The sequence below is a fragment of the Mesorhizobium kamtschaticum genome, from assembly GCF_056174585.1.
On record NZ_CM149691.1, the window covers coordinates 1,902,377 to 1,928,005 of the forward strand.

The window sequence follows — 25,629 nt, forward strand, 5'->3', positions numbered from 1 at the left end:
ATGTTGAGTAAGTTGCGCCAATTGCCATGGAAAAATGGCATTGGGAGGAAAAAGTTGAGCGACCTCGGCCGCCAGCGTCTGATCGTCGAATTGCTTCGGGACCGCCCGTTCGCCTCGGTTCGCGAGCTGCAGGAGCGGCTTGGCGTTTCGGCGGCGACGGTGCGGCGCGATATCGACAGGATCGACGAGGCTGGTGAAGCGCGGAAGGTCTATGGCGGCATCTCGGCGCTCGATGGCGCTTCGCAGGCGGGCGTTGCCTATGCCCGGCCCTATGACGAAAATCGCGACCTCGCGGTCGAGGCCAAGCGGCAGATCGCCGCTGTCGCGGCGACCATGGTGCGCGACGGCGATGCGGTCATCGTCCATGGCGGCTCGACCTGCTTCCATCTCGGCGTCAAGCTCGCCGACCGCAACATCCGCCTCTACACCAATTCGATGCCGCTCGCGGCCTATCTCAGCGACCATGGCCATTGCAGCCTGACCGTTGCCGGCGGCGATCTGCATCGCGAGCCCGGGATCATCCATTCGCTGACCCAGGCGACGCCCTTCTACGCCTCGAAGTTCTTTCTCGGCGCACAAGGCCTCAATCAGGAAGGGCTGCTGGAATCGCATCCGCTGCTGGTGCGCTCCATCGTCGACCTCAGCCTCTGCGCCGACCAGATCGTGGTGCTGGCCGACAGCCGCAAGCTGTCGATCCACGCGCGCAATGTCGCGCTGTCGCTGTCGCGCATCGGCACGCTGGTGACCGATGACGGCCTCTCCGACACCGATGCGCGCATGCTGGAGGACGCCGGTGTCATGGTGCGGATCGCTTCCACCTCGGGGGCCGTCCCGTGAAAGTGGCGGTGCTCGACTTCGGCAAGACAAATTCGAAGCTGTTCGTCTTCGGCCAGGACGGACGCATCCTCGACGAGCGCCGGACCCAGCCGAAATGGGCACGCCAGGACGGATTCAGCGTGCTCGACGAAGCCGCCCTTCATGATTGGGCGCTCGGTGTCGTCACGGACGCGGTCAAAAATCATGGCGTGGAAGGGCTGATGGTGTCGGGCCATGGCTGCACCTTTGCCCTGGTCGACGATGACGCGCTGACGCACCCGATCCTCGACTACGAGCAGGAGCCGCCGGCCGAAATCGCTGCCCGGATCGATCGCCGGATTCCGGATTTCGCCGAGACGTTCTCGCCCCGCTTGCCGCTCGGCTTCAACTATGGCCGTCACATGCTGTGGCTGCAGGAGGTCGATCCAGACGCGTTCGCTGCGGCGAAATGGATCCTCGGCTACTCCCAGTACTGGAGCTGGCGCCTCGGTGGCCAACCAGTCTGCGAAGTGTCCTATCTCGGCTGCCATTCGCATTTGTGGGCGCCGCGCGCCCGAGACTTTTCTTCGCTGGTCGATGCGGAGGGGTGGCGTGGCCAGATGCCAGCCTTCGCGCGTGCCGGCACTGTGACCGGCGAACAGCATTTCGGCCAAAACAAGCGGCCGATCGCCATCCACAATGGCGTGCATGACTCCAATGCGGCGCTGCATGCCTATCGCCGGCAAGAGCTTGGCCCGCTGACCGTGGTGTCGACCGGCACCTGGGTCATCGTGCTCAATCCCGACTGCCCGCTGGAGGTGCTCGACCGTGACCGCGACATGCTGGTCAATGTCGATGTCGACGGTGGCCCGGTGCCAACCATCCGCTTCATGGGTGGCCGCGAATTCGCTGTGATCAGCGGCGGCTGGCAAGGCGCGATCCCGCATAGCTCGGTACAGCAGGCAATCGACGCCGGTATCATGGCGCTGCCGAGCTTCGCGCCGGGCGGGCCGACCCCGGATCGTCCCGGCCGGCTGGTCGGGCGCATGCCCGATGCCGGAGAACGGGCCGCGGTGGCACTGCTTTACGTGGCGCTGATGGTCGATCTTTGCCTCGACCTGATCCATTCGGAAAACACAGTGATCGTCGATGGGGGCTGAACACTGGCAGCCTGCTCGCCGGGCTGTTGGCGCAGTTGCGTCCTGACCAGGCCTTCCTGGAAGGCGCCACGCTGGAAGGCAGCGCCACCGGCGCAGCAGCGCTCGCTTTCGAAAGCGTCGGACGTGACTTCGCCGCCGAGGCGCCGCAGCCGGTGCGTGCGACGCGCTTCACCGGCCTCGCCGGCTACCGCGATGCCTGGCACGATCTCGTTGCCAGGCACGGCATCGCCGGCAAAATGGCGGGTGGTGCACGATGAGCGCGACCGCGCAGACGCAAGCGATCCGCCAGCCGGTGCTGGAGATGCGCCACATCTCCAAGACCTTTGGTGCGATCCGCGCCTTGCAGGATGTTTCGCTCACCGTCCATGCCGGCGAGCTGCACGCGCTGATGGGCGAAAACGGCGCCGGCAAGTCGACGCTGATGAAGGTGCTGTCGGGCGCCTATCGGCCCGATGCCGGCGGCGAAATCCTGATCGATGGCGCCCCCGCCGCGACCGGCGATCCGATCAAGGCGCGCGCTGCCGGCATCGCGGTGATCTATCAGGAGCTGTCGCTGGCGCCGAATCTGACGGTGGCGCAGAACATCTTCCTCGGCAACGAGCCGCGGCGCCTTGGCTTCGTCGACCGCGACCAGTGCAGCCGGCGCGCGAACGAAATCATCGCGCGGCTTGGCGTCTCCTTTTCGGCGCGCGCGCTGGTCTCCGGCCTGTCGCTCGGCGAGCGCCAGCTGGTCGAGATCGCGCGTGCCCTGTCGACCAATGCGCGCATCATCGTCATGGACGAGCCGACGACGTCGTTGACTTCGCGCGAGACCGACAGCCTGTTCGAGGTGATCGCGACGCTGAAGGCGCAAGGCATCGCCATCATCTACATCAGCCATCGCATGGAAGAGGTCTACCAGCTCGCCGACCGCGTCAGCGTACTGCGCGACAGCGGCTATGTCGGCACGCTGGAGCGCGCCGACCTCAACGCCTCGCGGCTGGTGTCGATGATGGTCGGCCGCGATCTCTCTGCTTTCTACAAGAAGGATCATCGAACGCCGGACGGGACGCGCGGTCGCGCTCTCGGTGCGCGGCATGTCCAACGGGCGCCTGCTGAAGAACTGTTCGTTCGACCTCCACAAGGGCGAGGTGCTGGCGCTGGCGGGTCTCGTCGGCTCCGGCCGCACCGAACTCGCCAGACTGATCTTCGGCGCCGACAGGCGCAGCGCCGGCACGCTGGAACTCGACGGCAAACCGATCTCGATCGGCTCGCCGCGCGAGGCGCTCGATGCCGGCATCGCCTACCTCACCGAGGACCGCAAGGAACTCGGCCTGTTCCTCGACATGTCGATTTCCGACAACATCAGCATGGGCGTGCTGGCCAGGGACGCACGGGCCGGCGGATTTCGCGATTTCACCGCTGCTGACAGGCGTGCGGCAAAAGCAATCGCGGATCTGTCGATCCGCACCCGCTCGGCGCAGGCCAATGCCGGCTCGTTGTCGGGCGGCAACCAGCAGAAGGTGCTGCTCGCCCGGCTGCTGGAGACCGAGCCGAAGGTCGTCATCCTCGACGAGCCGACGCGCGGCGTCGACGTCGGCGCCAAGTCGGAGATCTACCGGCTGATCGACAACCTCGCCAACAGGGGCATCGCCATCCTGATGATCTCCAGCGAATTGCCCGAGGTGATCGGCGTTGCCGACCGCGTGCTGGTGATGCGCGACGGCACTATCGCGGGCGAGGTGACGGCATCCGAAGGCACGACGCTCAGCCAAGAGAAAATCATGGAACTCGCAACGGGAGCGGCCAAGGCATGACCGAAAAGTCGACCGGGATCAGCGCTGGCGACCAGACCACCGGTACGAGGCGACGGTTGCGAACCGCCTTTGCCGCGCTTGGCATGTTGCCTGTCCTTATCCTGTTGGCGGCAGGCTTCCAGTTCATGAACCCGCGCTTTCTGACCGAGACCAATCTGTTGATCGTCACGCAACAGTCGTCGATCAACATCGTGCTCGCCGCCGGCATGACCTTCGTCATCCTGACCGGCGGCATCGACCTGTCCGTCGGCTCCATTCTGGCCGCTTCGGCGATGGTGGCGGTGATGGTGTCGCTGGTACCGGACTGGGGCCTGCTCGGCGTGCCGGCGGCCATTCTGGTTGGTCTCGGCTTCGGGCTCATCAACGGGCTGCTCATCGCCTATGTCAGGCTACCGCCCTTCATCGTCACGCTGGGTTCGTTGACAGCTGTGCGCGGCATTGCCCGCCTGCTCGGGCAGGACACGACCGTGTTCAATTCGGACCTGCCATTCGACTTCATCGGCAATGGCTCGCTGTTCGGCATTCCCTGGTTGGTCGTCATCGCGCTCGCGGTGGTGGTGCTGTCCTGGCTGGTGCTCAAGCGCACCGTGCTCGGCACCTGGATTTATGCCGTTGGCGGCAATGCCGAGGCGGCGCGGCTGACCGGCATCAAGGTGCCGCTGGTGCTGCTCTTCGTTTATGGCGTGTCCGGCCTGCTCGCCGGCCTCGGCGGCGCCATGTCGGCGGCAAGGCTCTACGCCGCCAACGGCCTGCAACTCGGCCAGTCCTACGAGCTCGACGCCATCGCCGCCGTCATCCTCGGCGGCACCAGCTTCGTCGGTGGCGTCGGTTCGATCTGGGGCACGCTGATCGGCGGCCTGATCATCGCGGTTCTGTCCAACGGGCTCATCTTGGCCGGTGTCTCGGACATCTGGCAGTACATCATCAAGGGATTGGTTCATCATCGTGGCGGTCGCCCTCGACCGCTACCGGCTCCAGGCCGGAGCAAGAACGTGAATGACCTGGTCGCCGGCATCAACGACCGGCTTGTGTAACGCACCGCGAGAGGCGCGGGGCATCTGGAGGAAGTAAGCGTAATGAAGATCATCGCCAAACTGCTCTGCGGCGCCGCACTCGCGGCCGTCGCCATCGCGCCGGCATCGGCCAAGGACCTCAACAAGGTCGGCATCTCGGTCGGCCTGCTCGGCAACCCCTTCTTCGTCGCCACCATCAAGGGCATCGAGGACGCGGCCAAGAAGATCAATCCGAACGTCGAGGTGACGTCGGTATCGGCCGACTACGACCTCAACAAGCAGGTTTCGCAGGTCGATTCCTTCATCGCCGCGGGCGTCGACGTGATCATGCTCAACGCTGTCGATGCCAAGGCGATCGCGCCGGCGGTGAAGAAGGCGCAGGCTGCCGGCATCATCGTTGCCGCTTTCGACGTTTCGGCGCCGGGCGCCGACGTCACCGTGATGACCAACAACGTCAAGGCCGGCGAGGAGGCCTGCCAGTATTTGGTCGACCACACCGGCGGCAAGGGCGATTACGTCATCCTCAACGGCCCGGCCTCGTCGTCGATCCTGGAACGGGTGAAGGGCTGCAAGAACGTGCTTGCGCAGCATCCCGACATCAAGATCCTGTCCGACGACCAGAACGCCGAAGGCTCGCGCGATGGCGGCCTGAAAGTGTTCCAGTCGCTGCTCACCCGTTTCGACAAGATCGACGCGGTGTTCGCCATCAACGACCCGACGGCGATCGGCGCGCAGCTTGCCGCCAAGCAGCTCAACCGCTCGGAGTTCATCTTCACCGCGGTCGACGGCGCGCCGGATATCGAAAAGGAGCTCTCTTCCGGCAAATCGATGATCAAGGCCTCGGCCTCGCAGGACCCCTATGTGATGGCCGGCCAGTCGCTGACGATGGCGGCCGATCTGCTTGCCGGCAAGAAGCCTGCCGAGCCGATCGTGCTGCTTGATCCCAAGCTGATCACCGCCGAGAACCTGAAGGACTACAAGGGCTGGACCGCGGCCCGCTGATCCGTTCGACACAAGCGCGGCCGGGGTGACCCGGCCGCGCTCCTCCTTATCGCCTATAATCGGAGACGATCATGTCGCGTATCGGAATCCATTCTTTCGTCTGGTCGGCGAGCTCGGCACAGAGCGCGCTCGAGCGCACGCTGGCCAACACCAGGGAGGCCGGTTTCGACCTGACCGAATTCTCCTATCTCGACCCGGCTAATGTCGACATTGGCGGGCTCGCCAAACGCATTGCCGATCTCGATCTCGGCGTGGCGATCAGCATCGGATTGCCTGCTGACGGCGACATATCGAGCGCCGACAAGGCGGTCGCCGCGCGGGGCGTCGAGATCCTCAACCAGACCATCGCGCTGACGCGCGACCTTGGCGGCCGCAAGGTCGCCGGCATTTTGTCGACCAGCCACGGCCTGCAGGTCGAGGCGCCGACACGCGATCAGTGGAACCGCAGTGCCTCAGCGCTGGCCAAGGTCGCAGAGACGGCGAAGGCGGCCGGCGTCACGCTCAATCTCGAGATCGTCAACCGCTTCGAAAGCAATCTGCTCAACACCGCCGCGCAAGGCCTCGCCTTCATCGAGGACACCGGTTCGGACAACATCTTCCTGCATCTCGACACGTTCCACATGAACATCGAGGAAGCCGATGTCGGGCTGGCCATCCGCCACGCCGCGGGCAAGATCGGCTATGTCCATATAGGCGAAAGCCATCGCGGCTTCCTCGGCACCGGCAATATCGACTTCGCGGCAATATTCGATGCGCTGACCGCCATCGGCTATGCCGACGATCTCAGCTTCGAATCCTTCTCGTCGGAGATCGTCGACGAAAACCTGTCGAAAAAGACCGCCATCTGGCGCAATCTGTGGACCGACAATATGGCGCTCGCCAAGCACGCCCGCGCCTTCATCGGCCTTGGACTGGAGACGGCGCGGCGCAAGGCGGAATTGGTCTCGGCCCAGCACAAGCCGTAGGGCGGCCCCCGGGCAGCGAGACCTCCCAAGCTGTGCTTGCCTGGATGCGCAAACGCAGCCCGTTCTCATGGGGTCCGCATTGCTCCCGTCATGCGCATAGGCTATCCGACGTCTCCGATGAATGAAGCAAACGGAGCCCCGGCATGACGAACAAGACGATCCTCAAATTCGGCGCGATCGACCACGCGGAAGCCGGCGACCTGCCTGGCTGGATCGTGGTCGAGGGCCACCCGACCATGCAAACCGCCGTCCAGCACACCACCGCGGACGGCAAGGTCATCTCGGGCACGTGGCGCGCGTCGCCCGGCACCTATCACGCGACCTACACCGACTATGAGTTCGTGCACATGATCGCCGGCCGCATCATCATCACCCCCGACGGCGGCACGCCTGTCGAAGTCGGCCCAGGCGACGCCTTCGTGGTGGAAGCCGATTTCAAGGGAACCTGGAAGATCATCGAGCCGGTGACCAAGCATTTTGTGGTCAGGGTTGGCTGAGCCTACCATCCTCGATCGCAATCGAAACAACAAGAAACCCGCCATGGTTTGCCATGGCGGGTTTTTCTTTGCCGCATTGGCTCCGGTCGCTTTTGCCTGGAAATCGGCCTTCGGATGACCAATGCACCGTAATGGGTCAGGAAGTCTGGCATGGCATTTGCTCCTGTGACAACGCGGCCAGGAAGCCGCCTTGATCCACGGCCCCGTCGCCTTACCGCGGCAGTCGGGACCTTTCGGTGGTTGGCAAAGATGTATTTTCCACAGTTCCTCATTGGAATGACGACGACGTCGGCATCCGTCGCGATCTCAGCCTACTTCAAAACGGGTTCGCCAGGGGCCGCCCTTGCATGGGCCGCCGCCAGCGCGGTCCTGTCGCAGATCAGCTATTTTGTGCTGGTTGTCAGGTTGGTCCATCAGCCCGCAACTTCTGAGGGGACGACGGCAAACCATGAGGCAAGTCAGTCCGAGGTCCGGCTGCCGGTGCGTCTGCTTACGCTCATTGCCGTAGCCATACTTGCCACCATCGCCACGACAGACATGACCCGTGCGGATGATGATGATGCTTACTTCGACTGCGTCATCGGCAAGGCCGAGGCGATCATGAAAAAGCAAATGCACAAGGATGCTGAAGCGGCGCTGGAGAAGGCGTACGCGCTATGCCAGCCGATCGAGTCCTCCCAGGAAGCGGATATCGGCAATGGGCTGCCGTTGTCGGAACAGGCTCAGGACCTATATCCCCTAGCGAATTTGTGATCGGCACGGCTCCGGAATTGTCTGCCGCACCAGCGGTGTTCCGATACGGTCGCGCTTCCGCAGCTAGAGGATAGTTTGTATGAGAAGGTTCAACTCCACGACCAAGCTGTTGGCCATGACGGTCTTGATGGTCCTCCATGAAGGGCTGGCAATGGCGCAGATGCCGGCACAGCAGCCGGATGCCAAGTCGTTCAAGCTCGGCAAGCTCGACATTATCGCCTTGCACGACGCCCAGTTCGTCAAACCCAACGATGGCAAGACCTTCGGCATCGACCATAGCCCTGCTGAAGTCGGCGATGTGCTCAAGGCGGCGGGGGCACCCATCGATGCCATCACGCTGAGCGTCGACGCCTTGCTGGTGAAATCGAAGAACAGCGTCATCCTGATCGACACCGGTGTCGGCGGCGCGCTGCAGGACAGTCTGGCAAAAGCGGGGATCAAAGCCGGCGAAGTCAATGAGGTCCTGATCACCCATTCTCACCCCGACCATATCGGCGGGCTGGTCAAGGACGGCAAATTGGCCTTCCCTAATACCACGATACGCATGTCGGACGTAGAGTGGAATTTCGCCAAGTCCAACAAGGACGTGGCCGACATCGTCAAGGTCATCGCCGACCATGTGAAACCGTTCAAGGCCGGCACCCAGGTGGCGCCCGGCATCACCTCGGTATCACTCAAGGGCCACACTCCGGGCCATGTCGGCTACCAGATCAAATCCGGGAAGGCCCGGCTGTTCGATATCGGCGATACCGTGCACAGCTCGATCCTGTCACTCGCCAAGCCGGACTGGGCCGTGGCCTTCGACGGAGATAAGCCGGAAGCGGAGCAGAACAGGGCCAGGACGCTGGCTGCGCTGGCCAAGGACCAGGAGTTGATCTTTGCGCCGCACTTCCCGTTCCCCGGTGTCGGTTATATTCAGAAGGATGGCGATCACTTCAAGTGGGCGCCGAGCGACAAGCCTCAGTAAGCGTTTCTATCCTTTGCGCGCGAGGCCTCCGGGCCTCAGCGAGCCAATCGCCTGACAGGCCAAGGCGCGTCTCTTAGGCGCCAGCCGGTCAGCGTCGGATGACAGTCGCTGCGGGGCTTGGCCGCCACTAGGTCAATAGTGGTCAATAGTGGATAGAACCCATTGTCCCGCCGCCACAGGCGATCGCGTCGCCGTTGATGGCAACGCTCCGAGGTGAGGCAAGGAAAGCTACAACATCGGCGACCTCGGACATATCGACGATGCGGCCGATCGTGACATTGGCGGCCAGACGCCGTTCGATTTCCTCAGGCGCTACACCGCCTGACGCCGCGCGGGCTGCGACAAGGGGAGCGGTCTTCTCGGTGCGAGTGAGGCCGGGATGGACCACTGTCACATTGATCCCCTTCGGCCCCAATTCGTCGGCCAGGTTCTTGGTCAGGGCCGCGACCGCTACATTGCGGATCGAGCCGATGATCGAGCCCGTCTGCCGCGCGGCGAGACCGCTTATGTTGATGATCCGCCCCCAGCCGGCAGCTGCCATATGAGGCGCCGCCTCGCGCGCTGTGCGAAGATAACCCATCACCTTGACGTCCACGTCATCCCAGAACAGATCGTCGGTGATCTCGGCCAGCTTTGGCGGCGGTGCCTGGCCGCCCGGCTTTGCCGCGGCATTGACCAAGATGTCGAGGCCGCCGAGCGCTGCGACCGTTCCCGCCACCAGCGCCCGCACGGAGCCGTCGTCCTGCGTGTCGACGGTCAGTCCGACGATCTTGCGCCCAGTCTCAGCCGCCAGTTCGCGTACAGCGACATCCAGATCGGCCGCCTTGCGGGCCGCGATGACGACATCCACGCCTTCAAGCGCCAGCTGCCGGGCGATGGCGCGGCCGATTCCCTTGCTGCCGCCCGTGACCAGGGCGCGTTTGCCGTTCAGGTGCAGATCCATGGCTTGTTTCCTCAGACGATAGGGGCACGCGGTGGTGTTTGTTGCGCAGTCTTGGATCGACGGATGCCCGGTATTGGTTTCGGGCGTCAGATCGCCAGAAGCTTGCGAATAGCGTCGACGATCACCTCGTCCTGCGGCTCGGTGTCGGAGCCGTAGCGGCCGACAACGGTCCCCTTCCGTTCGACCAGAAACTTCTCGAAGTTCCAACTGACTTCGTCTGACGCGCGCGCAGCGCTGCCTGCGGCCTGCCGACTGAGCGGCGTGCTACCCGGTTTGAAGACAGCCTTTGGCTGCGCCTCGATCAAGGCCTGATAGAGCGGGTGTTTCTGAGGACCTTTCACCGCGATCTTGGCCAACACCGGAAATTCAACGCCGTAGGTCAGCCTGCAGAAGTCCTGGATTTCAGCGTCCGTGCCCGGTTCCTGGCCGGCGAAATCATTGGCCGGAAAGCCAAGCACCACCAGGCCCTGGTCGCGATGCGACCGATAGAGTGCCTCCAACCCGTCATATTGCTTGGTGAAGCCGCATTTGGAGGCGACATTGACGATCAGCAGGACCTTGCCGGCATATTCGGCAAGGCTCGTGTTCGAACCGTCGGCGCGGCTGAATGGGATGTCGTAGATCGAGGCTGTCATAGGCAAAATTCCCTGCATGCAATATCGCTCTCGTACATTGGTGCCTTCGTCGTTCCCGTCAAGGAAAGCAGTTCTCCAGAACCAGATTGCCGGGCATTTGAGAGACAGCCCATGTTCGCTGCCCTGACGGGTCGGGCCGCATGATCAATCGATGCTTCCAGTCTCATTCGCAAACGGCGTCGACACCAGTCTCTACCCCGAAGATCCAGACGCCCCGCTGAAGGATTGGGATTGGGACGTGGAATGCCTCCACCTCTTCATTGAAGATGTGAGGCGCCTAGCAGCCGCGACCCGATGAACCCTGGCTGCAAAGCCCGCTGCCTAACGGTGGCGGGCCACTCAGTGGTAGACCCACACCGCAACAGGGCGCATAGTTTCGCGCACGAAGCCGATGCAGGAGGACTGCAACAGATGGGCGGCGCGAACACATGATCAAGCGAAGCCTCGTTTTGCTGGCTTTGCTTTTCCTCACCGCATGTGATGCCGGTGGTAGTAATTCGGCTTCGCGCATCGTTGCAGAATGCTTGCTCCCATTCTCGCAGACGGCAATTTGCGGTGAGAAAACCGAATACTCTGTCGAAAAATTCACGGTCAATCCGGCCGGAAATGTCGTCCATCGTGAATGGCGGACGGTGTCGGGCCCTTATGCGGGGAACAATGGCGCCTATTTTCTGGATGGGTGCAAGGTTCTGGACACCACCAACTGGCGCTGCGAGAAGGCTGTTACGAACGGCCTTGACGTCTGGAAAATGGAAGACGGGATATACTCAGAAACCTATATCGGAACGGGGATGTCGGTTAGCTCGTCTGAGCTCGAATATTACCTCTATGAGATCGGATTTCATTCGGCAGCAGACGGTTTCAAGCCCTAGCGCCTTACCTTCTTCCTCTCTCAGTGGCATGGATATGGGGCAGTATCTGCCATTCGTGACGGCCGGCGTCACGGCGGCAAAGCTGAAGACGTTCTGGCCCGGCGGTAACGCGGAAGCCGACGCGACGCTTGTCGGCGGTATCGTCGGCGACGGTGTCGAAGTGGCGCTGACACACAATGTGTTCCTGCGCGGCGAGTATGATTTCTCGTTCTTCGGCAAGAAGACGCTAAGCTACTGCACCGGCTGCCTTCTGGAACACACTGTCCAGACGCATGATTTCAGGATCGGTGTCGCGATGAAGTTCTAGCTGCGCCGGGCGGCTATAAAGGCGCGGGCTTCCGCGATCACACCATATCCAGGGATCGCCTTCGGTATATTAGCATCTGCTTGCGGCGGACCTGATGTCCGCTTGGCCGGCGTCATCCCAAAGCCCACCCCAACTGGCGCCGGCCATTTTCATCAGTGCTTCACTCTCGGCGTGATCTCACCTGTCCACGCCCCGCAGAGATGCGTCACACCGCTGGTTCAGCCCCGGCTTCGCCCCGTTGATGCTGCGTTAGTGCGTCTAGGAAATGTTCGGCATCCATCGCCGTCAAAATCGCGACGCGTTCGCCGATCAGGCCATCGCTCCAGTTCCACCATTCCAATGCCTGCAGGCGCGCAATGACATCAGGCGCGAACCGGTAGCGGATGACGCGAGCTGGATTGCCTACCGCGATGGCATAGGGCGGGATGTCCTTGGTGACGATGCTGCCGGCACCGAGAATCGCCCCGTTGCCGATCGTGACGCCGCCGAGGATGATACAGCGAGCACCAAACCATACATCATTGCCGACCGTGGTAGGTCCCTTGCTGAAGGCTTCAGCGCCATTGCGGATCTTTCCGTCAACGATTCGAAGCGGATAGCTGGTCACCGTGTCGACGCGATGCTCTGCCGCGCCGAGAAAGAGCACACCCGGGCCAACCGAGCAGAAGGAACCTATTCGTATTGGCGATTTCTCCTGCGCACCCCAAAAGGAGTTTTCACGAGCCCGTAGGTATGACGACCGATCTCGACACCGGGCAGCGGCGGCAAAGGATTCTTCTTCAGCCCCAGTTTTATGCGAAGCCCTCTAAGCAGTCCCACCGGCTTTTCCTCCCAGAAATTGCTCTGTCATAGGAGCCTGGAAGGGACTAAGCGACTTACGGATTTGTAAGGGCATGGGAGCGGCCTAGATGCACTTGCCGTTGGCATTTCTAGGTGTCCGCTAACGCTTCACCTTCGGCGTGATCTCTGCGACCCGCACTTTGTCGCCGATCTCCTCGGCCATGGCCAGTGCTTTGACCTTATCATTGGTGGTCAACACCGTCCGCCAATGCGGCTTCTCGAAAACGCTGACGACGTAAGTTGTCACTAGCTTGTCGTTCATAGCACTGGCCCGCGCCTTTTCATCTTGGCGAGCGAAAAGACCCGCTGCCAAGGTGTTAGCAGCGGGCCAAAGAGAGCGCCGGTAGCTGGCAGCCTATGGGGACAACTCTTCCATCGCGCGCGCTCAATGGCGGGATTTACGCCGCGCCATGCATCAAAGTAACACCGGCCATGATGGGCATCATCCATCGATTAGATGATGCAGGCTAGCCTCGCCTGCCACCAGCTTCAGGTTGCGTGCTGAATTTACCGTTTGTTGAGCATATTAGCGCACCATAATAGGCGGACATGCCAAGTAGCTCGTACATGACCAAAGGCCCCGGCGCCTCACCCAGCGCCGGGGGCCTCTCTCGCTTCGCCTATGGCTGGGTAGCGCCTAGCGGCCCTTACCCTTGCCGACCAGATGGATTACCGGCTTTGACGGGCTGGCCTCTTTGAGAAGCTTCAGAGCTTCCTCTTGGGTGAGGCCGCATCTGCGGGCATAGAAGCAGATCTACCTAGCGGTTCGCTTCTCTCGCACATACGTGACTTCGTGGACAACCTCGCGCCCGTCGAACGGATTTTGGGCGGGGGGCGACGTGTAAGTTAGCGTATATTCATTGACACTGCAGAACCGCACCTGCTCTGTGCCGCTCCATGTTTCATTCCAGCTCATGTCGACATGATGGACCACCCGGTCTGACTCGACCGTATAGCTGCCCGAATAGGCGAACATCGTGTCGAACAACGCAATCTTTTCTTCGCCTGATGGCGGCAACCGCTCGGGCCGTTTACGATTGCTCTTAAGAATGAAGAAAATGACGCGCTCAGGCGTATAGATGACGGTACCCTGAGGATGCCGACCCAATGCGTCCTACCGCTCCCCAGTCGCGACGTCTTTCGTCGTCCACGACGTCATCCTCCAGCTTCCAAGAAGGAGATCGCGGCTAATCGGGTCAACTGGCGTATCTTGAGCCATTGTATCCTCCGTTATTTCTTTGGTCGGCGCGCTCTATATGTGGGCCGCGCGGTCCCGGCTTCAGAGCAACGGCGTCCACCATCCCGCAAAAATCGTCCGTCGACCAGAGCGTCTTGGATACGCAAGCGACGCAAATTTCAAACTGAGACACTACCTGGTGTTGGTGGATGGCAAGCTCGCCAGGCGAAGACCCCAACAACCTCAAGCCCGGCGAGCCTACAACCTGATCAGAGTACGCGATCAGGACCGGGATCAACCGGCACGCTGTCCGACGCAAAAGCAGTGCCAGCACCGCCGTCCCGAAATGGGACATTACCGGTCGAAAACGTCCGAACAGGGTTCTGTTGCGGAGTTGCTAATATTAGGGTCGCGCCAGCCGGCGTGCCCATGCCGGTTAGGCCCGGCGGTCGGCCAAATCCTACCCCAACGACGGACTGGCTCACAAAAAAAGGAGCTTTTTCGGCAAATAAGATTATATTAGAAATGGGTGATGTTTGCGGATGGGACGCCGTGAACCTCGCGGGGGTGTCACGACAAGTGGTTGGCCACGATTCTAAGCCCGTCACAGTTCCGTGCATCTCAGGGTAACAGAGCCTCTGCGGGCTGGTTCGGGTTTGCTCGCGGGGCGAAGAGTGAGCGTTGGGGCAGTTCAATGTATCGGATCGTCATCGCCGACGATCACGGCTTGTATCGTTACGGATTGCGATTGGCACTGACGGCAGGCATTCCGGGCGTCGAAATCTTCGACGCTGCGTGTTTCGACGCCGTGGTCAGTCTTCTGGAACAACAAGCAGCGATCGATCTCGCGATCTTGGACCTAAACATGCCGGGCCTGTTCGATCAGGAAGTGCTTGGCGACGTTCTGTCTGCCTATCCTGATACGCGCTTCGCGATTGTTTCCGCCGATGGTTCACGCGCGGAGATCCTGAAGGCACTTTCGATCGGGCTTCACGGCTACATCGTAAAGTCGCAAAAGGACGAGGAAGTCGTGCTGGCTGTAAAGGATATCCTCGCCGGCCGCATCTATGTTCCAGCGCTTCTGTCGCGAACGTCTGCCCGACAAGGACCGCACGTACCTTCGCCTTCTCAGAGATACCAGGCGCGACCGCGCGCGGGCGCCGGCAATTTCAGCAGGTTGACATCGAGACAGAAGGAAGTCCTCAAGCTGATGGCGGAAGGGTACTCGAACAAGGAGATTGCCCGTAATTTGGACATTGCCGAAGCGACAACGAAAATCCACGCTGCGGCCGTTTTGCGCGAGCTTGGGGTGCGAAACCGGACTGAAGCCGCCGTTTTGCTACAAACCTGGCACGCGAAAAACGTGGGTTAGAATCGCGCTAATGAACTTGCATCATTCGCATGATGCGAATTCCGCAGTCTCATGCATATCTTTTGTCAGCCAGCACGGGCCTCCTCTTAAGCGGCTGGCCAGGGCCCGACAGCCATGGATTGGTCCCCTACCAATGCAGCGGCTGTCGGGCACCCAAATGAATCGCAATCCCTCCCCCGATCCCGCACGGCGATTATTCAGTAAGCTGATCAAAGCAGCTCAGTTTTCCACCGCTAATCACGCCCATGGACCGAATTTTCTAGCCGGAATCTCCGAGACTCGCATATGAGAAGTTCCTTATGGAACGCAGGTACGCAATCCGAAGGGTCGAGGATGGGCTGTGGGAGGTCTACGACATAGACAACGACAAGGTTGTACTCGTGGGCGGGGTGGCCTTGACAAATTTATTGGATGAAGAGGCGCTCGACGCCTTGGAACTGCTAAAGGGCGGATTCCTGACTCCGAGCCAGTCCAGGAGGATAAAGCCCTGAACAATGCCAAAGTTGCCCTTGGGGACGGCGGTCAAAATCGTACCCCAACGGACTTTGAGCCGATCGCCATGGCCTCGCCGGGTAGCGCGGCTGTATTATTTCGGTTGTCTAGAAAAAATACCCGCTCCGACGAATTGGAGCGGGCTGGTAGAAATTGGAATCGCCTTTGCGCCAAATTGGTCGCAACCAGGGGTGGGGTCATGACCAAAAAGCAGCCGAAGCGCGAAGTCGTCGAGGTTCATGAGGATGCGGTTTTTGCCGTGGAAAACGGCATCACGCTCGACCAGTTGAGGGATCTGATCAGGACACTTGGCAACGATCGCGAGACATTGGTCGAAGCGGTTCGGGCGTTGCGAACCGTGCGGTGAAGCCGGTTGGGCGTGATCTTCCCTCGATTATTTGCGTCCTGGCCGAATTGCTTGCCAGCAATATCAAACCGCCTGTGTTGCCAAGTGCGCGTGTGCTCTGAAGATCTTGATCTTGTCGGGATAGGTTATCTTGACCCGCCGCCGGCATCCCTCGCACTCATAGCTGGCGATGACGCGAAACCAGGCGCCAGTTTTGGTAAGGGCCAATTGACAGTGGGGGCATTCGAAAGTCAGATCGAAAGACACTAGGCTCTGGGACAGAGACATTGCAGGGCTCCGAATAGGCGGGAGCACCTGAGTTGGCTTCCAAGCATCCGTGTGCCGTAGAAGGCGGACGACCAGCGGACAGTATGCCCATTGGGCCAATTGGCCAATGAATTTCGTCGCGCCTCTTATAGAGCCCGCCAGCGCGCGTTTCTGCCGGCCGCTCTCCTACATCGCCGAGGCGTCTTCCGCGCTCTGGCGCCCGCCTACGCCTGGGCCCTTTAGTTGTGGTTGTCCAACAAGAGAGCAAGCTTTCTGGCTACAGCGCTTTCTACAATCAGTTCCTCCAAACCGATGTCGCCGACGCGCGAATTGTTGACGCGGCGCCTGATTACACGGAGCGCTTCATATATCGAAACTGCGGTGGTTTTCGCGTGATCATCCAGATAACGGCCGACTTCAATCACGGCATCTGCATCGATGTCGAATGGTAATTCTCGCATGGCACCCTCCCGAACCTTGCGAGCATACAACTGACAGCCGAAACGCAGCATCATCAATTAAGAGGAAGTCCGCGCTTCAATGTTCCACTGTTTTCAACAAAGCCACGCCAGCGCCAGCGGCCAGGGTGAAGGCGAGTGTATTGTCGGGCATTGCGATCCCCGATTAGCCGATGACTACGACGATCGATTTCAACAGCACCTCGTTTGCAGCGCCCGATAATGCTCATTGGCTCACGCAATCGTGCAACATTAGCAATCGCTTGATAAGGGATAATGTGGTTGTCTGCCTGACCTTAACGGGAAAGGACAAGTCATGTTTAGAGCATTTTCCGTTGCTGGAGTTGCCGCCGTGATCGCTCTCTCGGGCGCAGGCCTGGCGGATGCGAAAGGCGGCCACTCGATGCACACCAAGTCGCCTTGCGCACCAGATTACAAACGGCTTTGCTCAACGGTACCTATTGGCAAGGCTGTGGCGTGCCTCAAGAAGCACCTCAGCGAATTAAGTCCTGCATGCAAGGCAAAATACAGCAAATAAGCGAAGACGGATTGCGGCGTTATGGGATTGAGCGCCAAGCCCGAAACGCACAGAAACGGGTGGCGTTTTTTGGCACTTTGCGGCCTGAGCGCATGCAGGCTTGAAGAGATGCCACCGCCATGGTTTTCTGCATAAGCAAGGTCTAATATGAACCGATCCCGCCGTGGGGCGGCTATAGGGACGACCAAGAAAAATCGTTTGATCGCAGAGCGAACCGATGGCGAACGCGAAGTACTACGTTTCGAAGGAGGCGGACCGCTGGAAGGTTCGATATGAAGACAAAGATTATGCCTATGACTCGCGCGAATCCGCGTTATCGGCCGCTGTCGAAGCCGCAAATAGCGCAGCGTCAAAAGGGCATGCGGCGGAGGTCCTAGTCCAAGGTGTCGACGGCAAATGGCGCACCGAATGGCCCGCCGGTTGACCCCGGGTTTTTCAAAAGATTGCCTTGGCCTCGCCCTGCAAAGCCTGGCTGAACTGAATGCGACCACCGGTCGGGATCATACCGACGAGGATCTCGCGCCGCTCCTCCAGCGCCATTTCGCGCAGATCATGGCCGTTGAGATGCAGCAAATCGAAAGCGACAAAATAGAGGTCGTGCTGTCGCCGGCTGATTGCCTTGCTGAGCCCTGCGAAATCGGAGAGCCCCGCCTCATTGGTGACGATGATCTCGCCGTCGATGATGGCGCTTTGGACGGTCAGCCCCTTGGCGGCGTCAACCAGGTCTCGATATTTCGCCGACCAGTCGAGACCGTGCCGGGTGAAGATGCGAACGCCATCGTCGATGACGATCTGCGAGCGGTAGCCGTCGAACTTGACCTCGTGAATCCAGCCTTCGCCTTCGGGAGGCTTCTCCACCAGGGTCGGCATCAACGGCGCGATGAACTTCAAACGCATGAACTGACTCGCAAAACCGCGATTCAATTAGCTTGCGCCTAAATAGTTCCGAAAATGCAAAAAGCCCGCTCCGGCGTTAGCCGAAACGGGCTTGGTGGCTGCAGCCTTAACCGGTCAGGCGACGGGCCTAGACGTCACCGTCGCGGCGACAACCTTAGACAGGCACTGGCGCTTGACGAGTGTCGGCTTTTCGTACTTCTTCATAATGACCCCTGTGTTGCAGACTTTCCCTCAACTCAGATGCAACGTGCTGGTGCACATTGTCAACCTCACGGAAAGAGCCCACCCCGGCGGGACGCCGAGACGGGTTTCCAAGGCGCCGTGACGACCCGGTGACGACCCGCGCCAATTTGCGTAACGCGAACACCGCCGATGGGGAAAAAATCTTTGTATATCTGGTAAATGCGTGGTGAACCGAGCAATCACTGGCGAACCAGTCTCCGTTTGATATTCCCTGATAACAGGCAAAAAACAGGGTATTTGCGTGAAGCGCAGCGCTTTAGTGGGCAGGCGATCTATATCGTACAGTGATTTCAGTTACTTAGTAGGAAGACTCTGCCCGGCTTATCAGCGAAGGTCGACCAGATATCAGCGGAAATTCGCGGTTGCCCGTGAATTAACAGGGAAATCCGTTGCCGTTATGTGGGATGCGATTGCCGTTAGCTGGGATCGAATTGTCGATATCCGGGAATGCGCTGGCGTTCTGTGGGACCCGAATGCGCGCTAGCGATTTCGAGTTGAGCTTGAGCGAGAACGAAATGCTCTTACCCGGAAATGCATTGTCATCATGTGGGAGGCGATTGTCGAATTGCGAACATGGACGGCGAGACCCACTCCCGGTCGACCCGCACCGGTCCGCTGCGTGCCTGGTCGATCTTTCTGGGCATTGGAACGGTAACCTGACTTTGGAAAAAATCTCGGGGGCCAGAACTGCGAATCACCACCGTCCGATTTGGCTTCTTCTCGTGTTTCCAAACCGTCATACGGCCGGAACAGCCAGCTCTATGGCTCGTTAATGAGTGCAATTGTTGCACTCATTAAAAACGCCAAATCCTAAAACGGCTCTAAAACGGCCTTTGAACGGCGTTTGAACGGTCGAAGGCGCCGAGCGTCTCGAAGTTATTGTAAGTGAACAGTTTTTCAAACGCAGCCAGTTGATTTCTTTCTCGATGTTCATGCATCGTTCCACGCGTGGCGCGCCTTGAGATCTTGCCGCGCGCTTGGAGAGCACGATGAACATCGCTATTCCCAAAGTCGAAATGCAGCCTGTCTTGGCTCTGCGACCCTACAATGGCAACGCTCGAACACATTCCAAAAAGCAGATCCGACAAATTGCCGAAAGCATTTCGCGGTTCGGCTTCACCAATCCGGTCCTGGTCAGCGACACCGGTGAAATCATCGCAGGTCATGGCCGTGTCATGGCCGCGAAGGAGTTGGGTATTGCTGCTGTGCCGACGCTGAGGCTTTCGCACCTTAGTGCTGAGGAACGCCGAGCCTACGTTCTCGCCGACAACAAGCTTGCATTGAACGCTGGTTGGGACACGGAGATCCTGGCAATCGAGTTGCAGGCGCTGATCGATATCGAATTCGATTTAACGCTGACCGGCTTCTCGCTCGCAGAAATCGACCTGACACTCGACCAGGCGAGGGAGGCTTCAGCGGCCGCGAATGATGCTGCTGATCATATTCCCGAACTCCCAGGCGAGGCGGTATCGAAGAAGGGTGACCTTTGGCTGCTTGGCCGTCATCGTTTGCTCTGCGGTGACGCCCGATCGAGCGAAAACGTTGCTCTCCTGATGAGCGGGGAGACAGCGGACCTCATCTTCACGGATCCTCCATACGACGTCGCGATCGACGGCAATGTCGGTGGCCTGGGGTCTGTCCGACACCGGGAGTTTGCGTTCGCGTCTGGCGAAATGAGCCAATCCGAATTCACTGAGTTCCTGACGGTGACGCTGTCAAACGCTTCTCAAATTGCCAAGGACGGTGCCATCGCATTTGTCTGCATGGACTGGCGCCACATGACATAAAGCGGCAGGTTTTATTCGGAGCCGGTTATGGCAAGCCGCCTATGGCAACGCGCTTCGAAAAGGGACGCTCCGGCAATCCTGCGGGGCGGCCACGGAGAGCGGCGCTAGATCTCTCGATGGCAGAGCAACCAGTGCTGAGTGCAGCGCTCAAAGCGGCCAATAAGAAAATTTCGGTCATGGATGGCGGCAAGGCCATCGAACTATCCGGTAGAGAAGCTGTCACACAAAAATCTTGGTTGACGCCATCAAAGGCAATGCTCGCTCGCAAGGCCTCGCCATGGACCTGTTCAGAACGGCTGATGAGGCAAACGCGCGGGAAATCCGACGCCGCAATGAGCTATGGGAATGGTACAAGGACGCTAAGACCGCTGAACTCGAAGAAGCTAAGCGGCGCGGTGAGCCCGTCCCAAGCTTCCTGCCACATCCAGACGACATCGTCATCGACTCGGCGACAGGCCCAAAATTTCTGGGGCCAGTTGATGAGGTTGAGCAACGGGAGCTGGAACGCACGCTACAAATGCGTGAAACCCTCATCATGCAGGATGCGCTCGACCACAAATCGACCCATAGGCCAGATGGCCGGCAATTCAATGATCCTGGGGCCGCAATGCTGGTGGCGATGCTGTTGGAGAAAAGCATCCCACCTCGCCTGCGGCTCTCGGAGTTGGAATGGATTCACAAGAAGTGCAAATACGAAGCTTTCTCGAAGCGAAAGTTGCTCAAACTTCTTTTCACTTCCTGGCGCAAGACTGGACGTCCTCGACCACGTCGCTCGCTATCAGTTGACCTTAGCGTCGCAAAAAAATGGTTCGAGGATTTCGGTGCAATGTACCAGGAGGTCCAAGCCGGGAATCTCGACCTCGATGCGATGGCTCGAGGCGAATTCAGCAATGCCGCATTGGATTTCATGGAGCGGCGCGGGTTGCATTGAATCCTTGGCCCCATTCGTTTCGAGGCATTTGATGCCCTTGGTTTCGGAGCGACAGATGTCATTCCGCAAAGACGATTGGTTTTCTTAGAGCGGCACTTCTGCATGTCGAGTAGTGGCGCCCAGCAGGGAGAGGCAACCCGTTGCACGATTAGCGACCGCGCGGGCTCATTGCCCTAAGGCGTGTCTCAGAAGGGACCTCGCCAAAGATTCTTTGTAAAACGCGGCGAACCTCCCCAGATCGATAAATCCATAGTCAAGCGCCGCTTGTGTCACACCGACCGGTGCAGGCTCTGTCGTCGTAAGCGCGCGATGGACATCCGAGAGGCGCCTCAGGCGCAGGTAGGCTACAGGGCCTACCCCGAGCGAGTGCTGAAAAGCGCGGTGGAGAGTGCGCCGTGAGACCATGAGTGCTGCGCACAATTCCGAGATGTGCACCGGCCGATCGATGCCCGCACCGTCAACATAATCTTCGACATCGCGAACCAATTTTGTGCCCGCGTATGGCTTGTCGTCGCGCTCGTCGGAGACTTCGTCGACTATGCCCGTGATGAAAGATTCTATGAGTGATCTCTGTAGATAGCCTACCCATGCCTCGCTGTCGGGAACCTCACCCCTGTGCAATTTCGAAATTTTGTCGGCTATCTCGCGACAGGCAGATTCCCGCAGGGTCGGCGACCGGTGAAACCTGGAAATCCTGGTCCAGAACTTCGGGTCCTGCAGGACAGGCTCGCCTGCCGCATAGTCGGCAAACGCCTCTTCGCTGAGTGTGATTGTCGCGTAGCGGGAGTGACCTGTAAAACGCCCCTCTTGTTCGACTGATTTGGGAAACACGATCACGTCGCCAGGAACGACGTCGTAATCCCATTGCGAGACCGCGCCGCTGCTCTCCAGCATCATGCCGATCGTCACCATGGCCTGGTTCATCACACCACGCGCTCGGATATCCGGTCCGAAATCGCCAGTGCTCAAAGACAGGGAGCCGATTTGTGCATGCATCAAATGTCCGTCGAATTTACCCGGCGCCAATTGCACGATCTTCAGATCCGCACCGCGTACCGCTTCACGCAGATCTTCCGCGGTTTGAAGCTTCAAGGTGTGGACTTCCAGCGCGACGGAGTTCGGCCTGACGGCCGGCAAGGCCAAGCCGTCATCCTCGCAAGGGTTCGAAAGCCGTTTGTCTGCTAAGTGTTCGCTCAAGTGATCCGACATGGTACGATCTCTAAGATACTCCCCCGCAGCCCGCATATAACATTTTCCAGTGCTAATGTATTGTGAAAACGCGTCGATGGTTAAGTTGAGAAGCAAGTGTACTTGGTTGTGACCCGGCAAAACGCTGCCGATGCTGCGTTTTCAACATAGAAGCTAAGCCAGGAATAAACCAAAAATCGCATTTTTATCTGCACGAATGGATCGCAGATCGATCGATGGCACAAATCGCATAGCGGCGGAGCCACTGGGCGTTTACGCTGAAACATCTAAGAATGGAGCACGCGAGATCTGTCGGCGGACCGAGGGGCGTGTCGTGAATACAGACCACGAAGTAGATGTTCGATCGATCCAATATTTGGCGATCAGCTGTTCTGAGGCACGTGAGGAGCTTGAGCAGGTCCTTTCGGACCCGCAATTTCAGTGTTCCGAGCGCAACAAAAAGTTTCTTCGCTTTGTTTCGGAAGAGCTTTTCGCCGGACGTGAGGATGCGCTCAAGGCATATTCGATAGCCGTCGATGTCTTCGGTCGTCCGTCGTCTTTTGACGCTTCGACCGATCCAATCGTACGGATAGAGGCAACTCGCCTTCGGTCTGCATTGTCCCGCTACTATGAACTGTACGGGTCAAGCCGCGAGGTCAGCATCGAACTGCCGAAAGGCCGATATGTACCGATGTTTTCCAGTCACCGTCGGGACGTCAAGGATCCGGGTGATCCCTCAGACGGCATGGAAAACCAGCCCGGATCGAACACGGCGAACAGGTCGGTACGGCGCCTAAGGATAGGCGGAAGCGTTATCACCATCCTGAAACGAACAAGTCTCGCGGGGGCTGCCTTGCTCGCTGTCGCGCTCTTCGCGGGGTACAGCCTGCTGAGCGGCCTGAACACGATGACCATTTCGGAAAGGCCCACGGTCGCTGTCGATATGCAGCTGGACGGTGCCAACGATCATGATGCGATCGCGCTCCGCGACCTCCTCATGAGCGCGCTCTCGGACTTCAGCACCCTGCGGCTTTCAGCACCTGATGCCTATACGTCAAGTACGACCGAAGATGCCTCCGCTGCCTCATCTCGAAGCCGTTATCGACTGGTGCTGAAATACAGCTCGGACACGATCCAGAAGTCGGTCTGGTGGCAGATCATCGACCAGCAGACGGGCGAAGCACTTCAATCCGATGACGAGCGCATTCGTGTCGATACCGCTTCGTCGGCGGATCCGGCCGAACGGCTGGTGTCCCGGCTGGCCCCACGCATTGCCTCGGTGGATGGTGCCATCAACACCGTCGAAGCCAACAAGGACCTGGAACATCCAACGCTGGGTAATGGGTGCGTTCTGCGGGCCGGCCTTGCCTTGAGTATGCAGACGACACAGGCCTTGGCGCAAGCGAGGCAGTGTCTTGAGCTCACATTGCAGCAGCGCCCGTACGATGCGGACGCCCATGCCATGTTGGCCCCGATACTCCTGTCGATCGAACAGCCAGATGCGTCGACAGACTTGACCGCGGCCGCCCACGAACATGCCGATCGCGCCGTAGCCTTGGCCCCGGAATCCTCCCGCAGCTTCACGGCCAAGATGATGGCGGAATTTCGGGTAGGCCACGTCGAAGCAGCGATATCCGCGGGGCGCAGGGCAACAACGCTCAACCCTTACAACACCAGGGTAGCAGCTGCATTCGCCAGGATTCTCTACGCCACTGGCGCACGGGACGAGGGGGTAAGGCTCGCTAACAAGGCGCTGGAGGTCGATGGCTTGCCATTACCGGATGCCGAGTGGACGCTGGCGTTCGATGCCTACCGCCAGGGACAATTGGGTGACGTGTTGTTCCGCCTGAAACGCGAGACCGGCGGATGCTATCTCACCGATCTGCTGTTGACGGCAACACTGGGACGCCTGGGCCGAGAGGGAGATGCATCCGCAATCATCTCCGATATACGGAAAGCACGCCCCAATTTCGATCGGAATTTCCATTCCGAAATGTCCCGCCGTCATCTTGATCCACAGCTGACCACGGAACTTGCGCAAGGGCTCCAACTCGCCGGCCTTCGTCTTCAGTAGAACGGAGCGATGCTTAGGTCGTCGCCAACTTTCTCGCTTCGCTTTCCTGCTGGAGTTCGCGAGCTTCCCGCTGATCGCGCTCCAGGAAGAAATTGAGGAATGTGCGGATCGCAGCGATTGCCGCTAGGCGGCCGACGTCGTCCCAACTCGGTGCGACGGAGGTCTCGATGATATCGGCCGCAAGCTGGAACGTAAGGCCGGCAATCAGCCATCTTGCATGACGCATCCACACCGCACGGATTGCGTAGTGGCCGTCCGGGTGGCTGAGCATCACCCTGACGCCGTTCACAAAAGCCTCGAGCGTCCCTGCCAGGATCAGGACCAGGGCCAAAAGATCGATGATCGGGGCGCTGAGTTCAGCCAGCTGGTTCAGCCATTGTCCGAGCATCACGAATTGCCGTTCCTGATGGCGCGGACAATGCAGCGGAAGCTGAGATGGGAGATCGATGTGTCGACCGGCTGCGCCATGCGTGCGGCGGGGCGATAGCGCCGGCAATAGTTCGGCGCGCAGAGATGCGAACCGCCCTTGGTCACCTTGCGCGGGATTTTCACATCGGGCTGGCGCGGGTCAAAGCTTGCCTCGCGCGCGGCGCCGCGCGGGTTTTGCGCCGTGCAGCACGGACTGTCGATCCGGCTATGTTCTTGATACCAGTCCGTCGTCCATTGCCAGACATTGCCGGCCATGTCGAAGAGCCCGTAGCCATTGGCCGGGAACGAGCCGACGGGTGCTGTGTATTCGTATCCATCATCGAGCGTATTGCGGTGGGGGAATTCGCCCTGCCAGGTGTTGGCCATGTGCCGGCCATCAGGTGTGAGTTCGTCGCCCCAGACGTAGTCGGCGCCGTCCAGACCGCCGCGCGACGCAAACTCCCATTCGGCCTCCGTCGGCAATTCCTTGCCCGCCCAGCTTGCATAGGCTTGAACATCCTCATAGGCGACATGAACGACGGGATGATCGGCGAGCTTCTTGATTGAGCTGGCCGGGCCCCTCGGATGGCGCCAGTTGGCGCCGCGCACATAAACCCACCAATTGTAGTGGTTGCGCATGTCGACGGGGCCGGCCGGCTTCTTGAACATGGTCGAGGATGGTGAGAGCATGTCTGGCAACGCGCCGGGGTAGTTGGCAGGGTCGGCCGGCATTTCAGCGAGCGTCACATATCCAGTCGCAGCGACGAAGCGTTCGAAATCACCATTGGTCACGGTAAATCGGTCCATCCAGAAACCATCGACTTTCACGCGGTGGACCGGTGCTTCCTCGGGATAGAATTTTTCGGAGCCCATCAGAAACGAGCCGCCTGGAATCCAGATCATGCC

At 59.8% G+C, this 25,629-nt stretch carries 25 protein-coding genes and 4 pseudogenes; 19 read left to right on the forward strand and 10 right to left on the reverse strand.

Translation table 11 applies throughout. The annotated features are described in order from the left end of the window. Positions 1 to 54: 54 nt before the first annotated feature. The 9 genes and pseudogenes from AC0V7N_RS09330 to AC0V7N_RS09370 all read left to right on the forward strand — a co-directional run bounded on the left by AC0V7N_RS09330 (position 55) and on the right by AC0V7N_RS09370 (position 8,948). Positions 55 to 837 carry a DeoR/GlpR family DNA-binding transcription regulator gene (locus tag AC0V7N_RS09330; protein ID WP_475456673.1) on the forward strand — a complete coding sequence of 261 codons (783 nt, stop codon included), beginning with the start codon at positions 55 to 57 and terminating at the stop codon, positions 835 to 837. After that, positions 834 to 2,212 (forward strand): annotated as a pseudogene (locus tag AC0V7N_RS09335) (FGGY-family carbohydrate kinase). The gene AC0V7N_RS09330 and the pseudogene AC0V7N_RS09335 overlap by 4 nt, the downstream one beginning before the upstream one ends. Continuing rightward, positions 2,209 to 3,751 (forward strand): annotated as a pseudogene (locus AC0V7N_RS09340) (sugar ABC transporter ATP-binding protein). Before AC0V7N_RS09335 ends, AC0V7N_RS09340 begins: the two co-directional pseudogenes overlap by 4 nt. Next, a pseudogene (locus AC0V7N_RS09345) lies at positions 3,748 to 4,747 on the forward strand (ABC transporter permease subunit). The pseudogenes AC0V7N_RS09340 and AC0V7N_RS09345 overlap by 4 nt, the downstream one beginning before the upstream one ends. An 80-nt stretch (positions 4,748 to 4,827) precedes the next feature. Then, positions 4,828 to 5,766, forward strand: a complete 939-nt coding sequence (locus AC0V7N_RS09350) for an ABC transporter substrate-binding protein (protein ID WP_475456675.1) — start codon at positions 4,828 to 4,830, stop codon at positions 5,764 to 5,766. Positions 5,767 to 5,837: 71 nt separating this feature from the next. Continuing rightward, complete coding sequence (locus AC0V7N_RS09355) at positions 5,838 to 6,731, forward strand: sugar phosphate isomerase/epimerase family protein (protein WP_475456677.1); 894 nt, start codon at positions 5,838 to 5,840, stop codon at positions 6,729 to 6,731. A gap of 143 nt (positions 6,732 to 6,874) precedes the next feature. Further along, entirely contained in the window at positions 6,875 to 7,228 is a 354-nt protein-coding gene (locus AC0V7N_RS09360) for a cupin domain-containing protein (protein ID WP_475456679.1), read from the forward strand. Between the two features lie 249 nt (positions 7,229 to 7,477). Then, positions 7,478 to 7,981, forward strand: coding sequence for an exopolysaccharide production repressor protein (locus tag AC0V7N_RS09365; RefSeq protein ID WP_475456681.1), 504 nt, complete (start codon positions 7,478 to 7,480; stop codon positions 7,979 to 7,981). A gap of 79 nt (positions 7,982 to 8,060) precedes the next feature. Beyond that, positions 8,061 to 8,948: an MBL fold metallo-hydrolase gene (locus AC0V7N_RS09370; protein ID WP_475456683.1), complete on the forward strand. Its 888-nt coding sequence runs from the start codon at positions 8,061 to 8,063 to the stop codon at positions 8,946 to 8,948. A 142-nt stretch (positions 8,949 to 9,090) separates the two neighbouring features. Here the strand turns inward: AC0V7N_RS09370 and AC0V7N_RS09375 are convergent, their stop codons facing one another. Together AC0V7N_RS09375 and AC0V7N_RS09380 are read right to left on the reverse strand one after the other, a co-directional pair. Further along, on the reverse strand, positions 9,091 to 9,891 hold the full coding sequence (locus AC0V7N_RS09375; protein ID WP_475456685.1) for an SDR family NAD(P)-dependent oxidoreductase: 801 nt from the start codon (positions 9,889 to 9,891) through the stop codon (positions 9,091 to 9,093). A gap of 86 nt (positions 9,892 to 9,977) precedes the next feature. Next, a complete protein-coding gene (locus AC0V7N_RS09380; protein ID WP_475456687.1) occupies positions 9,978 to 10,526 on the reverse strand; it encodes a glutathione peroxidase in 549 nt (182 codons plus the stop codon). A gap of 428 nt (positions 10,527 to 10,954) precedes the next feature. On the opposite strand from AC0V7N_RS09380, the gene AC0V7N_RS09385 reads away from it, so the two are divergent. Beyond that, positions 10,955 to 11,398 (forward strand): hypothetical protein, encoded by a 444-nt coding sequence (locus AC0V7N_RS09385; protein WP_475456689.1) that lies wholly within the window; start codon positions 10,955 to 10,957, stop codon positions 11,396 to 11,398. Between the two features lie 34 nt (positions 11,399 to 11,432). Next, positions 11,433 to 11,705 carry an outer membrane protein gene (locus AC0V7N_RS09390; protein ID WP_475456691.1) on the forward strand — a complete coding sequence of 91 codons (273 nt, stop codon included), beginning with the start codon at positions 11,433 to 11,435 and terminating at the stop codon, positions 11,703 to 11,705. A 205-nt stretch (positions 11,706 to 11,910) separates the two neighbouring features. Here AC0V7N_RS09390 and AC0V7N_RS09395 read toward each other — a convergent pair whose 3' ends face one another. The 3 genes from AC0V7N_RS09395 to AC0V7N_RS09405 form a co-directional block, all read right to left on the reverse strand. Beyond that, positions 11,911 to 12,351 carry a CatB-related O-acetyltransferase gene (locus AC0V7N_RS09395; RefSeq protein WP_475456693.1) on the reverse strand — a complete coding sequence of 147 codons (441 nt, stop codon included), beginning with the start codon at positions 12,349 to 12,351 and terminating at the stop codon, positions 11,911 to 11,913. Positions 12,352 to 12,645: 294 nt separating this feature from the next. Further along, the gene (locus tag AC0V7N_RS09400; protein WP_475456695.1) at positions 12,646 to 12,807 is read right to left on the reverse strand and encodes a hypothetical protein; all 162 of its coding nucleotides are present in this window, start codon (positions 12,805 to 12,807) and stop codon (positions 12,646 to 12,648) included. Positions 12,808 to 13,299: 492 nt separating this feature from the next. Continuing rightward, positions 13,300 to 13,653, reverse strand: a complete 354-nt coding sequence (locus AC0V7N_RS09405) for a lipocalin-like domain-containing protein (RefSeq protein ID WP_475456697.1) — start codon at positions 13,651 to 13,653, stop codon at positions 13,300 to 13,302. Between the two features lie 763 nt (positions 13,654 to 14,416). On the opposite strand from AC0V7N_RS09405, the gene AC0V7N_RS09410 reads away from it, so the two are divergent. The 3 genes from AC0V7N_RS09410 (at position 14,417) to AC0V7N_RS09420 (ending at position 15,953) form a co-directional block, all read left to right on the forward strand. Continuing rightward, a complete protein-coding gene (locus AC0V7N_RS09410) occupies positions 14,417 to 15,094 on the forward strand; it encodes a LuxR C-terminal-related transcriptional regulator (protein ID WP_475456699.1) in 678 nt (225 codons plus the stop codon). 299 nt (positions 15,095 to 15,393) lie between these two features. Next, positions 15,394 to 15,585, forward strand: coding sequence for a hypothetical protein (locus AC0V7N_RS09415; RefSeq protein WP_475456701.1), 192 nt, complete (start codon positions 15,394 to 15,396; stop codon positions 15,583 to 15,585). 200 nt (positions 15,586 to 15,785) lie between these two features. Next, positions 15,786 to 15,953 carry a hypothetical protein gene (locus AC0V7N_RS09420; RefSeq protein ID WP_475456703.1) on the forward strand — a complete coding sequence of 56 codons (168 nt, stop codon included), beginning with the start codon at positions 15,786 to 15,788 and terminating at the stop codon, positions 15,951 to 15,953. A 485-nt stretch (positions 15,954 to 16,438) separates the two neighbouring features. Here AC0V7N_RS09420 and AC0V7N_RS09425 read toward each other — a convergent pair whose 3' ends face one another. Beyond that, positions 16,439 to 16,717 (reverse strand): hypothetical protein, encoded by a 279-nt coding sequence (locus tag AC0V7N_RS09425; protein WP_496627806.1) that lies wholly within the window; start codon positions 16,715 to 16,717, stop codon positions 16,439 to 16,441. Between the two features lie 695 nt (positions 16,718 to 17,412). Between AC0V7N_RS09425 and AC0V7N_RS09430 the strand changes: the two genes are divergently transcribed. After that, positions 17,413 to 17,619, forward strand: a complete 207-nt coding sequence (locus AC0V7N_RS09430) for a DUF2188 domain-containing protein (RefSeq protein ID WP_475456707.1) — start codon at positions 17,413 to 17,415, stop codon at positions 17,617 to 17,619. Between the two features lie 11 nt (positions 17,620 to 17,630). On the opposite strand, the gene AC0V7N_RS09435 is transcribed toward AC0V7N_RS09430, so the two are convergent. Continuing rightward, on the reverse strand, positions 17,631 to 18,092 hold the full coding sequence (locus tag AC0V7N_RS09435; protein WP_475456709.1) for an ATP-dependent DNA ligase: 462 nt from the start codon (positions 18,090 to 18,092) through the stop codon (positions 17,631 to 17,633). 1,232 nt (positions 18,093 to 19,324) lie between these two features. Between AC0V7N_RS09435 and AC0V7N_RS09440 the strand changes: the two genes are divergently transcribed. The 3 genes and pseudogenes from AC0V7N_RS09440 to AC0V7N_RS09450 all read left to right on the forward strand — a co-directional run bounded on the left by AC0V7N_RS09440 (position 19,325) and on the right by AC0V7N_RS09450 (position 21,053). Continuing rightward, positions 19,325 to 20,122 (forward strand): ParB/Srx family N-terminal domain-containing protein, encoded by a 798-nt coding sequence (locus AC0V7N_RS09440; RefSeq protein ID WP_475456711.1) that lies wholly within the window; start codon positions 19,325 to 19,327, stop codon positions 20,120 to 20,122. 41 nt (positions 20,123 to 20,163) lie between these two features. After that, positions 20,164 to 20,292 (forward strand): annotated as a pseudogene (locus AC0V7N_RS09445) (DUF5681 domain-containing protein); the annotation flags it as partial. Positions 20,293 to 20,354: 62 nt separating this feature from the next. Beyond that, positions 20,355 to 21,053: a hypothetical protein gene (locus AC0V7N_RS09450; RefSeq protein WP_496628053.1), complete on the forward strand. Its 699-nt coding sequence runs from the start codon at positions 20,355 to 20,357 to the stop codon at positions 21,051 to 21,053. 165 nt (positions 21,054 to 21,218) lie between these two features. Here the strand turns inward: AC0V7N_RS09450 and AC0V7N_RS09455 are convergent, their stop codons facing one another. Next, on the reverse strand, positions 21,219 to 22,196 hold the full coding sequence (locus tag AC0V7N_RS09455) for an AraC family transcriptional regulator (protein WP_475456715.1): 978 nt from the start codon (positions 22,194 to 22,196) through the stop codon (positions 21,219 to 21,221). Between the two features lie 379 nt (positions 22,197 to 22,575). Between AC0V7N_RS09455 and AC0V7N_RS09460 the strand changes: the two genes are divergently transcribed. Then, positions 22,576 to 24,315 carry a tetratricopeptide repeat protein gene (locus AC0V7N_RS09460; protein ID WP_496627807.1) on the forward strand — a complete coding sequence of 580 codons (1,740 nt, stop codon included), beginning with the start codon at positions 22,576 to 22,578 and terminating at the stop codon, positions 24,313 to 24,315. Between the two features lie 13 nt (positions 24,316 to 24,328). On the opposite strand, the gene AC0V7N_RS09465 is transcribed toward AC0V7N_RS09460, so the two are convergent. Then, positions 24,329 to 24,703 (reverse strand): DUF1622 domain-containing protein, encoded by a 375-nt coding sequence (locus AC0V7N_RS09465; protein WP_475460259.1) that lies wholly within the window; start codon positions 24,701 to 24,703, stop codon positions 24,329 to 24,331. Continuing rightward, on the reverse strand, positions 24,703 to 25,626 hold the full coding sequence (locus AC0V7N_RS09470) for a formylglycine-generating enzyme family protein (RefSeq protein WP_475460261.1): 924 nt from the start codon (positions 25,624 to 25,626) through the stop codon (positions 24,703 to 24,705). The genes AC0V7N_RS09465 and AC0V7N_RS09470 overlap by 1 nt, the downstream gene beginning before the upstream one ends. Positions 25,627 to 25,629 lie beyond the last annotated feature (3 nt).

Bases quoted from the DNA above. Each gene is read 5' to 3' on its own strand.
- AC0V7N_RS09420 (WP_475456703.1), top strand. From the start codon at position 15,786: ATGACCAAAAAGCAGCCGAAGCGCGAAGTCGTCGAGGTTCATGAGGAT.
- AC0V7N_RS09385 (WP_475456689.1), top strand. From the start codon at position 10,955: ATGATCAAGCGAAGCCTCGTTTTGCTGGCTTTGCTTTTCCTCACCGCA.
- AC0V7N_RS09470 (WP_475460261.1), bottom strand. From the start codon at position 25,626: ATGATCTGGATTCCAGGCGGCTCGTTTCTGATGGGCTCCGAAAAATTC.
- AC0V7N_RS09465 (WP_475460259.1), bottom strand. From the start codon at position 24,703: ATGCTCGGACAATGGCTGAACCAGCTGGCTGAACTCAGCGCCCCGATC.
- AC0V7N_RS09375 (WP_475456685.1), bottom strand. From the start codon at position 9,891: ATGGATCTGCACCTGAACGGCAAACGCGCCCTGGTCACGGGCGGCAGC.
- AC0V7N_RS09440 (WP_475456711.1), top strand. From the start codon at position 19,325: ATGAACATCGCTATTCCCAAAGTCGAAATGCAGCCTGTCTTGGCTCTG.
- AC0V7N_RS09370 (WP_475456683.1), top strand. From the start codon at position 8,061: ATGAGAAGGTTCAACTCCACGACCAAGCTGTTGGCCATGACGGTCTTG.
- AC0V7N_RS09365 (WP_475456681.1), top strand. From the start codon at position 7,478: ATGTATTTTCCACAGTTCCTCATTGGAATGACGACGACGTCGGCATCC.
- AC0V7N_RS09360 (WP_475456679.1), top strand. From the start codon at position 6,875: ATGACGAACAAGACGATCCTCAAATTCGGCGCGATCGACCACGCGGAA.
- AC0V7N_RS09380 (WP_475456687.1), bottom strand. From the start codon at position 10,526: ATGACAGCCTCGATCTACGACATCCCATTCAGCCGCGCCGACGGTTCG.
- AC0V7N_RS09355 (WP_475456677.1), top strand. From the start codon at position 5,838: ATGTCGCGTATCGGAATCCATTCTTTCGTCTGGTCGGCGAGCTCGGCA.
- AC0V7N_RS09390 (WP_475456691.1), top strand. From the start codon at position 11,433: ATGGGGCAGTATCTGCCATTCGTGACGGCCGGCGTCACGGCGGCAAAG.
- AC0V7N_RS09415 (WP_475456701.1), top strand. From the start codon at position 15,394: ATGGAACGCAGGTACGCAATCCGAAGGGTCGAGGATGGGCTGTGGGAG.
- AC0V7N_RS09350 (WP_475456675.1), top strand. From the start codon at position 4,828: ATGAAGATCATCGCCAAACTGCTCTGCGGCGCCGCACTCGCGGCCGTC.
- AC0V7N_RS09400 (WP_475456695.1), bottom strand. From the start codon at position 12,807: ATGAACGACAAGCTAGTGACAACTTACGTCGTCAGCGTTTTCGAGAAG.
- AC0V7N_RS09430 (WP_475456707.1), top strand. From the start codon at position 17,413: ATGGCGAACGCGAAGTACTACGTTTCGAAGGAGGCGGACCGCTGGAAG.
- AC0V7N_RS09410 (WP_475456699.1), top strand. From the start codon at position 14,417: ATGTATCGGATCGTCATCGCCGACGATCACGGCTTGTATCGTTACGGA.
- AC0V7N_RS09435 (WP_475456709.1), bottom strand. From the start codon at position 18,092: ATGCGTTTGAAGTTCATCGCGCCGTTGATGCCGACCCTGGTGGAGAAG.